Raw genomic sequence first — 13,149 nt, forward strand, 5'->3', positions numbered from 1 at the left:
AGCGGGAGATTTGGGTCATGAACAACTGAAGTCTCCCGCTTCAACTCCTTTGATTTAGCGACCCGTACCGACGCCATCTAGTGATTCAACACAGCCGTTGCATACAAGGTCTGTGTAGACGCACCGGAACCGAAACGCTACCACGCAATGATCGTCGCCGCGCTCGGGTGGCTCGTCACGGCAGCGTTTGGTGCCCTCCCGTTCATCATTGCGGCGTACATCACGCCATCGGCTGTCCTTGAATCCTTCGTGCCGGCAGGTGCCAGCTACCAGTCAAGTCTTCTCAACTTCCAGAATCCGATACACGCGCTTTTCGAGAGTATGAGCGGGTATACGACGACTGGCCTCACGATGAGTGTTCGTGAGCCCTCAGTCGGCCACGGCTTCCTCTGGTACCGTTCGCAAATACAGTGGATCGGTGGCGCAGGGATGATCGTCCTCTCGTTGGCGATTCTCCGACAGCCACTCGGGGCCGCAGGTGTCTCATTGTACCAATCGGAAGGGCGTAGCGAGAAGTTACGGCCGAGCATCGCCGGAACCGCGCGTGCGATCTGGAAGATTTACGTTGGTGTCACGGCTCTTGTGGCAATCTATCTCGCGGTAGCGACGTTCATCGTCCTCCCCGGGTATGGGATCGAGCAGACGATTTTTGACGCACTCAACCACGCGATGACCGGCCAGTCAACCGGCGGATTCAGCACGCTAGACGACTCTATCGCGGGCTACAACTCCTACGCGATGGACATTGTCCACATCCCCACAATGATCACCGGCGCGATTTCGATCCCGGTGTACTACACAGCGGTCTCCGAACGTGACATCCGGGAGTTTGCGCGCGATCCGCAGGTCAGGGTCATGTTCGGGCTGTTCGTCATCGGCGCGATTGGTCTGACGGCATTTCTCGCGCGGTGGGTCGGCGTCCCTTACGACGGCGATCCGATCGGGTACGTCGGGCGGGTGGCGACGAGCCAGGCGTTCCGTGAGGGCCTGTTCCAGTTTATCAGCGCGCAGACGACCACCGGGTGGCAGACGTCTGCGATCGGCGACTGGAACAACGGTGCGGTTATGTTCATCGTCTTCGGTGCGATGTTGATCGGGGGGTCTGCCGGTGCGACAGTTGGAGGGATCAAGATTCTCCGCGGTTACATCGTCGCTCGCGGGATCAGCTGGGAGGTCTCCCGGGTGTTTCTCCCTGACCACGCCGTCGATGACCTCCGGATCGGACGACAGACGTTCAAAACCGACGAGGCCAACGATGAGATCCGCGCTGCGGGTACGATGGCGGCTGCGTACCTCAGTGTGCTGGTCATATCGCTGTTCGTGCTATTGGCGGTCCTCCCATCTGATTTCACTCTGGCCGACGCGATCTTCGAGGTTGCGAGCGCACAGGGGACTGTGGGCCTGTCCTCCGGAATCACTGGTCCGAGTATGCCGGTCGTCGCCGAACTCTTGTTCATCATCCAGATGTGGATGGGACGGCTTGAGATCATTCCCGTCCTCGTCCTGATTAGCAGTCTCTTCCGGAGGTGATTCGCATGTTTTTTGGGACAAATTCCAAGAACACGATTTTTGATGTTCCTGATCCGCCTCCGCCTGTAACGCTCTCTGACCGTATCGCTCAGTAACTAACGCTGTCACAACAACACCAATGTACATAATCGTCGTCGGCGCAGGCCGCACCGGACGTATCGTCATCGACCTTGCTACTCAGGACGACCACGACGTGGTCGTTATCGAACGCGACGCGGAGCTGGCCGAGGAGGTGAGCGCAAGCTACGACTGCCTCGTCATTAACGCGGATGCCGCATCGAAGGACATACTGCTTGAAGCCGGCGTCGAAGAAGCGGATGCGCTCATTTCGACCACCCCAATTGATTCGGTGAATCTCATGGTCACCATGTTCGGGAAACAGTACGGGGTCGAGACGCTTGTGAGTTCGATCAACGATCCCGCACACAAGGAACTGTTCGAGGATCTTGGCGTGAACATCGTCGAAAGTCCCCACCAGCTGAATGGCCAGTACCTCTATCGTGCCGTCCAACACCCCGCAATTGAGGAGTTCATGCCGATCACTGGTGACGCCGAGATCCTCGAGGCCACTGTCGATACGGGTGCTCCCGTCGATGGGCTCAGCCTGATCGACGCTGACAAGGAGGATCTACTCCCCGAAGAAACGATTATCGTAGCGATCGTTCGGGACGGCGAACTGATCATTCCGCAGGGGGAAACCAAAATCCAGGCGGGTGATGAAGTGACGATCTTCTGTGGAAATGGGGCAACAAACCAGATTGCGGATATATTCACAGCGTCATAGCGATGTCAAACGACTCTGAGGGCTCGCCGGTTCGTATATCTGTTCACCCAGAAACATCTAAATCGGCCGAAGATTCGCACCTCCGGAGCGGCCCGGTAATACAGACACCAGATTATCTCGTCGTTGTTCCGTTAACCGAGACGCTTCTTGATTCGTATACGGGGATCAATGTCCGGCGGTTTTTACAGACTGCCATCGCGCTCGCAGCAGACAACGACGGCCGAGTGCTTCTCCTCGGCGTCGAGACCGTTCCAAGCGACACGACACTCGAAACGGTTCGCGAGTACGTACAATCGGAGCAACCAGACGACGTTGATAGAACGGCCGCGGTCGAAACTATCGAAGAACGACGCACCCAGATAGCGGAGATGGTCGAGGTGGCGCAGGAACTCGATCCGACCGTGTCGATCACGGCAGCCGTCCGGGTTGTGACAGACATCACCAGCGGTGTTCTCAATGTCACGGAGCGAGACGGTAAGACAGCGGTCCTACTCTTACGCGGTGTTGGACTCGAAGAAGGCTGGATCTTCAGTAGAACTACCATCGATGCGATACTGGCCGACGCTGAGTGTGATGTCTTCGTTGAAACCGTGGGCACGCAAGGTGGTGAGTTTCCACTGTACATCCCAGACGTCGAAGACCATACAATCGCTCCGCTCGCTGACTCCGAAGCGAGGCCCGTCGACTCGATACTGCTTCCAGTCAGCGCAGGTCCACACGCTGCCCTTGCTACGGAGGCAGCACGCGCGGTGGCACGCGCTGCTGATGTGCCGGTCACCGTTCTCCACGTCATCTCGTCCGACGCGTCCGATGAAGAGCGTGCTGATGGAGAGGACATCCTGAAATTCGCTGACTACGTCCTCGGACCCGACGTCTCGACGACGACGGAGCTCCAAGTGGCCGATACGACGGCCGAGGCGATCGCGGAAGCAGCGACAGAGTACGATTTCGTCTCAATTGGAGCGCCGGAACAGAAATCGCAACTGGAGCAGCTAGTTTTCAGATCGTTACAAGAGACGCTTTCAGAGCAGATCGAGGCGACGATACTGATGGCACGTGATGCTGACACGACGATGCGATCGCTTTATTATCGATGGAAGCAGGGGATTGAAGCGACAGACGACAATGAGCGGTCTGAATAAAACGTGGGTAGGCGAGTTGCTAACTGACGATTCATGTTGACAGTAAACACACGCGCAGTCGGACACGACGTTGGTCGGATCATACAGGCTATCTCTCTGATGTCGGCAGGTTCCATTATCGTGGCAGCCGTTAACAGCGAATTCTACGCGGTGCCCGCTTTCGCCGTCACCGCGGTCATTATGGGAGCTATTGGGACTGGGCTCGTCCGACGGTACCGAGACGCTGACCCACCGGAGAAACGCGATGCGATGGTCACCGCGGCCACTGCGTGGGCGCTAATCGGTATCCTCGGCGGGCTGCCGTTCTTACTTATCGCGTGGACGATCCAAGTCGACCCGTTCCCAGTCTGGATGAATACGCCGCCGATGGATGACACGACGGTCATCTTTCTCAACCCGTTAGATGGAATCTTCGAGAGCATGAGTGGTTTCACCGGGACTGGACTGACTATGGCTGCTGTCGAAGACAAACTACCGCGGTCGATCCATTGGTGGCGGTCGTTCATCGAGTGGGTCGGGGGCGTCGGCGTCATCGTGCTGACCGTCGCGATCCTTAGCCGAGGTGGCGGAAGCAGTGGCTCGTACACGCTTTACGAGAGTGAAGCGCGATCGGAGAAGATTCATCCGAGCATCGTGACGACAGTTCGGGAGATATGGAAGATTTTTGTGGGGCTCACGGTCGGGTCTATCGTGCTGTTTCTCCTCGTCGGGATGCCGCCGTGGGACGCGATCAATCATGCCATGACCGGTATCGCCACCGGCGGATTCTCTGTTCACGCCGCGTCGATCGGCCACTACGATAGCCCGCTGATCGAATACGCCGTTGTGCTAGTGATGTTTGCTGGCAGTATCGCATTTCCCATCCATTATCTGATATTCAAAGGTAAAATACGAAACTTCTACGCTGACTTGCAGACGCGGTGGGTGTTCATCTGGTTCACGGCTGGGTCACTCGTTCTAACGGCGATTCTGTTCGCAAACGGCCAATACGACACGCTTGAACATACGTTCCGCGCGAGTCTGTTCCAGTTCGTATCCGCGGTCTCGAACACCGGGTTCGGCACCGAGTCAATCGGTGGTGGGACCGAACAGGTCTGGAGTCCCGGCGCGACGCTGGTGACGTGTCTCGGAATGCTCACCGGTGGCGCGGCTGGGTCGACGACTAGCGGGCTCAAAATCATCCGGATAGTTACATTAGTCAGAGGGACAGCCTGGCAAATACGCAACGTTTTCGAGCCTTCAACTGCGGTTCGGTATCTCACAATCGGGGACCGACGGCTCGACGAACAGCAGGCAGAACGGGAGTACATAGAAGCAACAGTAGTGTTCATCCTCTGGATCGTTTTCCTGATGATCGGTGTTGCCGTCTTACTTCGTGTTCTTTCACCGGGCTACCCGCTCGAGTACGTGATCTTCGACGTGATGAGTGCCCAGAGTAACGTTGGGCTGGACTCCGGTATCACCAGTCCGACGATGCCCGACACTGCGAAAGCGATGTTGATCATCAATATGTGGGTCGGGCGGCTTGAGATCATTCCCGTTGCAGTACTACTCGGGGCGATATTACAGCGCCTCAATCTCTATCGATAACTGTTCAACGGGATACCACCTCTCTGCGGTCTTTTGAACCGAGACACTCCTAATCATGGGGTCACTACGGTACGTAATGGGGACGCAGGGTTCCGAATCGTGTCGGAAGGTCACGCGGGTAGCTGCGGACTACCACATCCCGGATATCGATGACCGAATGCTTAGACAAGTAACCGGGACGAGAGCCTCCGAGAGAGTGCGGCGTATTTCAACTAGATAGCAAGGCGGATTCCCCGCCCCACCGTGGGCGGGGAGGAAGCCGACATCCACTGCCACAAACCACCGATTACTAAGTACCTTACACGTCTATTGAAAGCCGTGGCGGACGACTATCTGAGACGAACCGCAATCACCCGCCCCATCCTCACCACCGAGCAACAAGATCTGCTCGACGCCACCATCAACGAGTGGCAAGACGCCTGCAACATCAACAGTCGGATCGGATGGCGAACGGGTGAAACGCGGAAAACCCACCTCCAAGACCTCGCATACGACACGGTGTTGGAGGAAACACGTCTCGGGAGTCAACACGCAATCCTCGCCACCCACCAAGCCGCAGCCGCACTCTCCGGCGTCGAAGAAATCAAAGAACTAAACGAGAACTACAAAACCTCGTGTCCGGAGTTCACCGCCACCACGGTGAAATACGACACTCGGACGATGACGCTGTTCGACGACGAAACGGTCTCACTCGCAACGGTTGACGACCGCATCCGGTGCGATCTTGCACTCCCGGACGACGAAGACGGCTACCAACACCAGTACCTCAACGATGAGGACTGGGAGCTCACCGAATCCACGCTTTCTCGGCGTGACGGCGACTACTACCTGCATCTCGGGTTCCGCAACCCCCAGCCCGAGAAACAGGTCGAACAACAGGGCGACGACGAGGACAGGACAGTTCTCGGTGTCGACCTCGGTATCGTCAATATCGCCACAACCTCAACGGCGTACTTCGCGTCCGGCAGAGAACTCAGACATCGACACCGGGAGTTCGAGCGGATTCGCAGCAGTCTCCAACAGACCGGTACGCAGTCCGGACACCGCACCATCCAGCAGATGGGTGGCAGAGAGTCCCGCTACGTTCGGGATGTCCTGCATCGCGTGGCCAACGACATTATCGAAGAAGCGTTGGATCACGACTGCGAATACATTGCATTCGAGAACCTGACCCACATCAGAGAGCGTGCGCCGCCGGTCAAAGAGTTCCACCAGTGGGCGCATCGCCAACTTGTTGATCTCGTGGAGTACAAGGCCGATGCGGAAGGCATCTGCGTGGAGTACGTCGATCCGGAGAATACGAGTCGTCGGTGTCCCGAATGTGGACACACGAGTAAAGGGAACCGCGTCACACAGGCAGAGTTTGAGTGCGAGAGGTGTGGTACGACGGCGAACGCGGACTATGTTGGAGCGAAGAATATTGGGTGGCGGTATGTCCGTCGCGGCCTACAGTCGTCGCGGCGGACGGGCGACAGTCAACTCGCCCTGAAGTCAGGAACGGTGACGCCGAACCGGGGCTTTGTCCCGTCCGACTAACCACGGTCGGCAGAGGCCGAGTTCACTGACAAGCCCCGCGCCACCGTGCGCGGGGCCGTTGACCAACCAAGTACTCTCTCAAGTCCTCGATTCTGCGACGCAAGAGATCGTCGGGGATGTCGACTAGATCTACGACGCGGAAACGGATTCGTCTGCGAACACGTCGCGTCGGACGACGAGATAGATCCCGACGAGCAGCATCAGGAATCCGACGGGGAGACCGTAGACCCCCTGAACCAGTGCGGTGGCACCGCCGACGACGACGAGCCCGAGAGCTCCCTTCCACGCCCAAGCCCGAGTTCTCCAGAGACCGACGCTTACCGCGACGTAGGCGGCAGAGAGAACCGTAATGAGCCCTATCGGTACCAACAGTTCCCCCGAGAGCGGCGTCGCCGTCAGCACTCGCCCGACTTGAACCCCGTTCAGGAGGGCAAACAGGAGCCAGACGAGACAGACGACTTTGATTCCGACGGGCGTCGCTGATCGAACCATACGAGAGGGTTCACGCACAGACGCACATACCTGTCGGTGGCTCTCTCGTTCGCCGTTAGAGGGGTAGCCCGGTACACAGCAGTTCGACCGTCTGCGGGACTGTCACGCGGAGAACCGCTCCACCCGATCCAAGCGCGGCGAAGCCAGACATAACGACGAAGCGGTCCCGCGGGGCCGAGAGGCGCCCGGAGGGAGATTCTGTTCGACGCCGACGGTCACCTAAACTCGTGGAGGTCGACTGCGAGAGGTTCTGCGATAGTGATCCATCGGCTTTCGTGTTCGAGGTCCGCGATCACGTAGCGATCGTTGTCGACAGCGCCCATGACAGAGCGTTCCGGACCCGTGTCGTCGGAGTTTCCTTGGGGGATGTACATCGTTCTGAAACCGCTGGCGGAAAGGGGGTCTGTCGTTCGGTTCGACTTACTGGGTCAGTACGCGCTGATACGGCGGATCTCAGCGGGAGGTCCGCCTCAGAGGGCGGGACGTGCTCAGCTGTCCGGCGGCACCTCCCCCTGCCACTTGTGCATCAGTATCGAGCTCTGTGCCTCCCTGGCGATCTTGTCGGTCTTGCGACCGAAGAGACTCTTCCGGAGCCACCACCCGCGAGAGGTCCCGATAACCATGATGTCGTGGTTCTCGGATAACTCTCCGAGCTTCTGAACGGGATTCGTCGAACTCGCGAGTTCGGTCTCTGCCTGTACGCCGTACTCCGCGAGTCGGTCGACCGACTGATCGAGGAGTTCCTGTCCCTCCTCCTCGGAGCCGTCGTCTCCGGCCACGTAGGCGAAGGTCACCGTCGCTTCGGTCCGCTGGCTCATGATCGCGAGCATCTGTAGCCGGTTCTCGTCCGGCGGTATGACCACCGGGACGAGGATCGAGTCCGTGTCGATCGGATCGCCGTCGGCACTGAAGACGATCACGTCACAGTTCGCCTTTCGGAGCAGCTTATCGACCAGGCTTGAGACGGAATCCTTGTCGGTCCAGCCGATGAGGATGGCGTCCGCGTCGTACTCGTCGGCCTCTTCGAGGATGCCGTCCAAGGCCGACGAGGCGGTTCGGATGGTCCCCGTGCTGTCGATACCCTCCTCGCGGAGCGTATGCTGGCTCTCGGCGACGCTGTCGGACCCGGTCCGCCAGTTCTCTTGGGAGCCGACGAAGCTCCGGTCCGTCGTCACGTGCGTGAACCGGACGGCTCCCCGCCGCGGATCGACGAGGACACTCGACAGGTGCGTGAGCATGTTCGGGTCCGACTTGTCACCGACCGGGACAAGCACGCGTTCGTAGCCGATGTCGTTGGGTTCTGTCATCAGTGGTCACCTTCGATCGTTGAACGGCCGTCGACATTGCTGTTCTGGTCCGAGAGGCTCTGTTGCTCCTGGAGTTCCCCTCTGACCATGATGTTGAGTTCGAGCACGTTCACGCGCTCGTGGCCCCAAACGCCGAGCCAAGGCCCCCTCGTCGAGGCGTCGATCATCTCTTCGAGGCGTTCTTCGGAGACGCCCGTCTGGTTCGCGACGCGCGGCACCTGGTACTCCGCGGCCGCGGGCGAGATGTGCGCGTCGTACGACGACCCCGACTCGGAGACGAGGTTCACCGGCACGGAGTCGTCCGGCGTCTCGTACTGCGAGATGTTCTGGAGGTCGGCGCGCACCCGCTCTTCCAGCAGCGGGTTCGTCGGTCCCCAGTTCGTACTCGCGGACGTCATCGCGTTGTAATCGTTCGCCGAGGGACGGCTCCAGAAGTACTGAGCGTCCTCGGGCTGGCCCGGACGGAAGTCCTGGCCGATCATCTGCGAGCCGACCGGGACCTCCTGTCCCTCCATCTGGACGGGGCTGCCGGCCGAGTTGTTCGGGAACAGTACGTCGCCGACGGCCATCAGCGACCCCTGGTAGAGCAGCCCGAAGACGAGCACGCTCACGCCCAGCAGCCGCAGCGGCACGATGAGATCTTGACTATCCATTATTGGAACACCCCCAGCGCGACGAACAGCACGTCGATCGCCTTGATGAAGATGAACGGTGCTATGAGGCCGCCACCTCCGTAGACGATGAGGTTCTTACGCAACAGCTGTGCACCGCTCTGTGCCTCGTAATCGACGCCGCGCAGCGCGAGCGGGATGAGCAGCGGGATGATGAACGCGTTGTACACAAGCGTCGCCGTGACCGCGCTCGCGGGCGTCGAGAGGTTCAGCACGTCCATCACCGCCAGCCCCGGAATCGCGGCCGCGAGGATCGCGGGCAGCAACACGAAGTACTTCGCGACGTCGTTCGCCACGGAGAACGTCGTGAGCGACCCGCGAGTCATCAGCAGCTGCTTCCCGATACCGACGACCTCGATGATCTTCGACGGGTTGGAGTCGAGGTCGACCATGTTCCCGGCCTCCTTCGCGGCGTTGGTCCCCGCGTTCATCGCGAGGCCGACGTCGGCCTTCGCCAGCGCCGGGGCGTCGTTCGTCCCGTCGCCGGTCATCCCGACCAGCTTCCCGTCGTCCTGGATGTCCTCGACGAGCTCGATCTTCTCCTCGGGGTCGAACTCGGCGTGGAACTCGTCGATGCCGACCTGCTCGGCGACCCAGCGGGCCGTCCGCTGGTTGTCACCGGTCGCCATGATCGTCTCGACGCCCATCTTCTGGATCTCGGCGATCCGGTTCGCGATACCCGGCTTCAGCTCGTCCTGTAGCTCGATGATCCCGACGACCCGCTTGTCGACGGCGATCGCGAGCGGCGTTCCGCCGTTCTCGCTGATCCGGTTCGACTCTTGGCGGAGCTTGCCGGGAACGCTGGTCGCGTACTCTTCGACGGCGTCGACCGCACCCTTGCGGATCTCCGTCCCGTCGGAGAGATCGATACCACTCATCCGCGTCTCCGCCGAGAACGGCACGAAGTTCTCCTCGGAGAGGTCCGCGCCGTCGAGGTCGACGCTCACGTCCCGCGGCGCCTCGATGGCGCTGCCGGGCTCGTCGGCGGCGGCGTTTGACTGGCCGCTCTCGGCGTCCGACTCCGACCCGTTCATCCTCTCCGCGAGCTTCACGATGGAGCGGCCCTCGGTCGTCTCGTCGAACAGCGACGACTGGTAGCTGGCCCGCACCACGTCTCCGTCGTCTGCGTCGCCGAGCGGGTGGAAGTCCTGTGCGACCCGCTCACCGGTGGTGATCGTCCCCGTCTTGTCGAGGATGAGCGCGTCGAGGTCGCCGGCCGCCTCGACCGCGCGCCCGGACTTCGCGATCACGTTGCGTCGGGTGACGCGGGTCATCCCCGCGACGCGAATGGCCGCCAGCAGCGCACCGATCGTCGTCGGCATGAGCGCGACGAGCAGCGCGACGAGCTCGGCGACGTCCAAGCCAGTGAAGTTCGGGGCGAACGTCGCGAGGTACTCCCCGAAGAAGAACATCGTCGCGACGGCGACGACGAACACGAGCGTCAGTCCGCCCAACAGGATCGTCATCGCGATCTCGTTGGGCGTCTTCTGGCGCTGCGCGTTCTCGACGAGACCGATCATCTCGTCGAGGAACGACTCGCCCTCCTCGGAGGTCACTTCGACCTTGATGCTGTCGGAGAGAACTTCCGTCCCGCCGACGACCGACGTACGGTCGCCACCGGACTGCCGAATCACCGGCTCGGACTCGCCGGTGATCGCGGACTCGTCGACGGAGGCGCTCCCTTCGACGACGGTCCCGTCGCGCGGGATGATGTCGCCCTCGTCGACGAACACGACGTCGCCCTGCGCGATGGTGTCGCTCTCGACGGTCTCGTAGTCGTCCTCGTCGACCGCTTCGAGGTCGACCTCGGGATCTTCGAGGAGCTTCCCCTCTGTTTCGGTCTGTAACGCCCGGAGGCTGTCCGCCTGCGCTTCGCCCTCCAGCTCGGCGTACGCCTCCGCGTAGTTCGCGAACAGCACCGTGAACGCCAGGAGGACGGTGATGATCGCGTAGTAGAGCCGCGAGCCGGTCGCGCCGAACAGCCCGGGGACGACGGTCAACAGCAGACCGATGAGCGTCCCGAGTTCCACGACGAACAGCACCGGATTCTTGACCAGATACCGCGGGTCGAGCTTTGCGAACGAGTCGCTGATCGCCTGCTTCTGTTGGTCCGTGTCTATCGTTACTGTGAGTTCTGCCATGTCAGATACCTCCGCTCAGCAGCTCTCCGATCGGGCCGAACACCAGCGCCGGCAGGAACACCAGCGCGCTGACGACGATGATGACGCCGATCAGGAGGCCGACGAACGCGGGCGTGTCCGTGTCCAGCGACCCGCGCGAGTCGGGGCTGATCTTCTTGTTCGCCAGATAGCCGGCGATGGCTAGCTGGGCCGTGATCGGGACGTACCGGGCCAAAAGGACCTGGAACCCGTCGACGATGTTGAAGTACATCGTGCCGTCGCCGAGGCCCTCGAACCCGCTCCCGTTGTTCGCGGACGCCGAGAAGAACTCGTAGAGTATCTCGGAGAACCCGCGGAACCCGCCGGTGTTCATCGCGTCGACCGCGGGCTGGTACACGACGGCGTGTGCCTGTGGTATCAGTACCAGTATCGGGAGGACGAGGATGGTGACGAAGACGTACCGCATCTCCTGCCACTCCAGTTTCTTTCCGAGGTACTGCGGGCGCCGGCCGATCATCAGCGCGCCGATGAAGGCGGTGAGGATGACGAACATCAGGATGTTCAACAGCCCCGTCCCGACACCGTTACTGACGTTGTTGGTGGCGAACGCGAACAGCAGCGAGAACGCGCCGAGGGCGGTCCAGCTGTTGTGCATGCTGTTTACACCCCCGTTCGTCGTCGAGGTGGTCGTCAGCCCCCAGATCGCACTGCCGGTCGGCCCGAAGCGCGTCTCCTTACTCTCCATGTTCCCGACCGACTGATCGACGGTCAGGCCGCTCTCGGTGACCTCCATGCCGACGTTGGCACCGGTCTCACCGACGACCGCGACGCCGGTGAGGGTTATGTAGATGATGAAGAACGCAGCCACGATTGCGACTCCGTGGCTCCGGTTCCCCACCCACGCACCCCACGCGTAGATTGCGCTGAACGTGCCTATGGGCATCGCCAGCGTCAGGACGAGGTTACTGAGCGGCGTGGGATTCTCGAACGCGGTCGCCGCGTTCGCCGCGTTGATCCCCCCGCCGTTCGTCCCGAACATCTTGATCGCCTCGATCCCCGCGTGGGGACCGATGCGGATGTTCTGGACGCCCATCGTGAACGTCTCTGCGGTGAGTTTCCCGCTGAGGATCGTCTGCACCGAGCCCTCGGCCATCAGGATGACGGCGATGAGGACCGCGATCGGTCCAAGGAATCGCACGAGCCCCCGAACCACGTTCTCGTAGAAGTTCCCGAGACGCGGGTCCTCCTTGTTGGTGAATCCGCGGGCGAACGCGGGCATGAGCGCGAGCCCGGTCGCCGGCGTCAGGAACATCGCGATGCCGATCGCGAACGTGTGGGTGAACACCGAGAGGTTCTCACCGCTGTAGTGCTGCTGGTTCGTGTTCGAGGTGAACGAACTCGCCGTGTGGAACGCGAGGTCAAGGCTCTCGCCGCCCACGCCGACGTAGTTCATCGGGAGCACGTTCTGGAAGACCAGAACGGCGTACAACAGCACCCAGATGAACGCGTTGAACACGAGGACCGCTTTCACGTACCCCTTCCAAGTCATCTCCCGTCTCGGATTGATTCCCGAGAGGCGATAGAACCCGTTCTCGATCGGTGTGAACACCCTATCGAATCGTTCGAACCACGAGAGGTAACTCGGCGATCTGTGGTCGCTGTTAGCCTGATCCCGGTAGACCCACGCGAGGTACTCACCGAGGATGAAGATCAGGATGGCGGCTAACGCGAAGAACACCGCGTACTCCACGATTGGTGGTGGGCTCGCCATGTTAGAACCTCGTTGGGTACACCATGACGTACGTGAGGTACGCCACGACCGCTACAGTCACCGCTGCCAGTACCGCTTCTCCGATTAGCATGTGCGATTGCTCCGAAAACTCAATAGTACTTAAGCACACGGATTTGAAAACGAGTTTTTACAAACAATTGGTTGTAATATCATCGAACTCGATTTGCGGTCTCGCCCCGGATCGC

11 protein-coding genes and 1 pseudogene are annotated in these 13,149 nt (G+C 60.5%); 5 read left to right on the forward strand and 7 right to left on the reverse strand.

The features are described from left to right. Positions 1-99: 99 nt before the first annotated feature. The 5 genes and pseudogenes from ESO89_RS15345 to ESO89_RS15365 all read left to right on the forward strand — a co-directional run. Positions 100-1,530 (forward strand): annotated as a pseudogene (locus ESO89_RS15345) (TrkH family potassium uptake protein); the annotation flags it as partial. A gap of 118 nt (positions 1,531-1,648) precedes the next feature. Then, positions 1,649-2,314: a potassium channel family protein gene (locus ESO89_RS15350; RefSeq protein WP_128906328.1), complete on the forward strand. Its 666-nt coding sequence runs from the start codon at positions 1,649-1,651 to the stop codon at positions 2,312-2,314. A gap of 2 nt (positions 2,315-2,316) precedes the next feature. Beyond that, on the forward strand, positions 2,317-3,456 hold the full coding sequence (locus ESO89_RS15355; protein ID WP_128906329.1) for a universal stress protein: 1,140 nt from the start codon (positions 2,317-2,319) through the stop codon (positions 3,454-3,456). 99 nt (positions 3,457-3,555) lie between these two features. Further along, positions 3,556-5,046 (forward strand): TrkH family potassium uptake protein, encoded by a 1,491-nt coding sequence (locus ESO89_RS15360; protein WP_394345381.1) that lies wholly within the window; start codon positions 3,556-3,558, stop codon positions 5,044-5,046. Positions 5,047-5,364: 318 nt separating this feature from the next. Beyond that, positions 5,365-6,582, forward strand: coding sequence for an RNA-guided endonuclease InsQ/TnpB family protein (locus ESO89_RS15365; protein WP_128906331.1), 1,218 nt, complete (start codon positions 5,365-5,367; stop codon positions 6,580-6,582). A gap of 129 nt (positions 6,583-6,711) precedes the next feature. On the opposite strand, the gene ESO89_RS15370 is transcribed toward ESO89_RS15365, so the two are convergent. From ESO89_RS15370 to kdpF, 7 genes are all read right to left on the reverse strand, one after another. Further along, complete coding sequence (locus ESO89_RS15370) at positions 6,712-7,074, reverse strand: hypothetical protein (protein ID WP_128906332.1); 363 nt, start codon at positions 7,072-7,074, stop codon at positions 6,712-6,714. Between the two features lie 215 nt (positions 7,075-7,289). Next, entirely contained in the window at positions 7,290-7,448 is a 159-nt protein-coding gene (locus ESO89_RS19535; protein ID WP_449404949.1) for a DUF7556 family protein, read from the reverse strand. A gap of 114 nt (positions 7,449-7,562) precedes the next feature. Beyond that, positions 7,563-8,381: a universal stress protein gene (locus ESO89_RS15375; protein WP_128906333.1), complete on the reverse strand. Its 819-nt coding sequence runs from the start codon at positions 8,379-8,381 to the stop codon at positions 7,563-7,565. Next, positions 8,381-9,034: a potassium-transporting ATPase subunit KdpC gene (kdpC, locus tag ESO89_RS15380; RefSeq protein WP_128906334.1), complete on the reverse strand. Its 654-nt coding sequence runs from the start codon at positions 9,032-9,034 to the stop codon at positions 8,381-8,383. The genes ESO89_RS15375 and kdpC overlap by 1 nt, the downstream gene beginning before the upstream one ends. Then, positions 9,034-11,193 (reverse strand): potassium-transporting ATPase subunit KdpB, encoded by a 2,160-nt coding sequence (gene kdpB, locus ESO89_RS15385; RefSeq protein ID WP_128906335.1) that lies wholly within the window; start codon positions 11,191-11,193, stop codon positions 9,034-9,036. Before kdpB ends, kdpC begins: the two co-directional genes overlap by 1 nt. Before the next feature lies 1 nt (position 11,194). Then, on the reverse strand, positions 11,195-12,943 hold the full coding sequence (gene kdpA / locus ESO89_RS15390; protein WP_128906336.1) for a potassium-transporting ATPase subunit KdpA: 1,749 nt from the start codon (positions 12,941-12,943) through the stop codon (positions 11,195-11,197). Between the two features lies 1 nt (position 12,944). Beyond that, on the reverse strand, positions 12,945-13,034 hold the full coding sequence (kdpF, locus tag ESO89_RS15395; protein WP_128906337.1) for a potassium-transporting ATPase subunit KdpF: 90 nt from the start codon (positions 13,032-13,034) through the stop codon (positions 12,945-12,947). Positions 13,035-13,149 lie beyond the last annotated feature (115 nt).

Origin of the sequence: Halorubrum amylolyticum (assembly GCF_004114995.1) — an archaeon.
Taxonomy (GTDB): Archaea; Halobacteriota; Halobacteria; order Halobacteriales; family Haloferacaceae; genus Halorubrum; species Halorubrum amylolyticum.

Excerpts from the sequence above, each read along its gene's own strand:
- ESO89_RS15350 (WP_128906328.1), top strand. The coding sequence starts at position 1,649 with ATGTACATAATCGTCGTCGGCGCAGGCCGCACCGGACGTATCGTCATC.
- ESO89_RS15355 (WP_128906329.1), top strand. The coding sequence starts at position 2,317 with ATGTCAAACGACTCTGAGGGCTCGCCGGTTCGTATATCTGTTCACCCA.
- ESO89_RS15360 (WP_394345381.1), top strand. The coding sequence starts at position 3,556 with ATGTCGGCAGGTTCCATTATCGTGGCAGCCGTTAACAGCGAATTCTAC.
- ESO89_RS15370 (WP_128906332.1), bottom strand. The coding sequence starts at position 7,074 with ATGGTTCGATCAGCGACGCCCGTCGGAATCAAAGTCGTCTGTCTCGTC.
- ESO89_RS19535 (WP_449404949.1), bottom strand. The coding sequence starts at position 7,448 with ATGTACATCCCCCAAGGAAACTCCGACGACACGGGTCCGGAACGCTCT.
- ESO89_RS15375 (WP_128906333.1), bottom strand. The coding sequence starts at position 8,381 with ATGACAGAACCCAACGACATCGGCTACGAACGCGTGCTTGTCCCGGTC.
- kdpC (WP_128906334.1), bottom strand. The coding sequence starts at position 9,034 with ATGGATAGTCAAGATCTCATCGTGCCGCTGCGGCTGCTGGGCGTGAGC.
- kdpB (WP_128906335.1), bottom strand. The coding sequence starts at position 11,193 with ATGGCAGAACTCACAGTAACGATAGACACGGACCAACAGAAGCAGGCG.
- kdpA (WP_128906336.1), bottom strand. The coding sequence starts at position 12,943 with ATGGCGAGCCCACCACCAATCGTGGAGTACGCGGTGTTCTTCGCGTTA.
- kdpF (WP_128906337.1), bottom strand. The coding sequence starts at position 13,034 with ATGCTAATCGGAGAAGCGGTACTGGCAGCGGTGACTGTAGCGGTCGTG.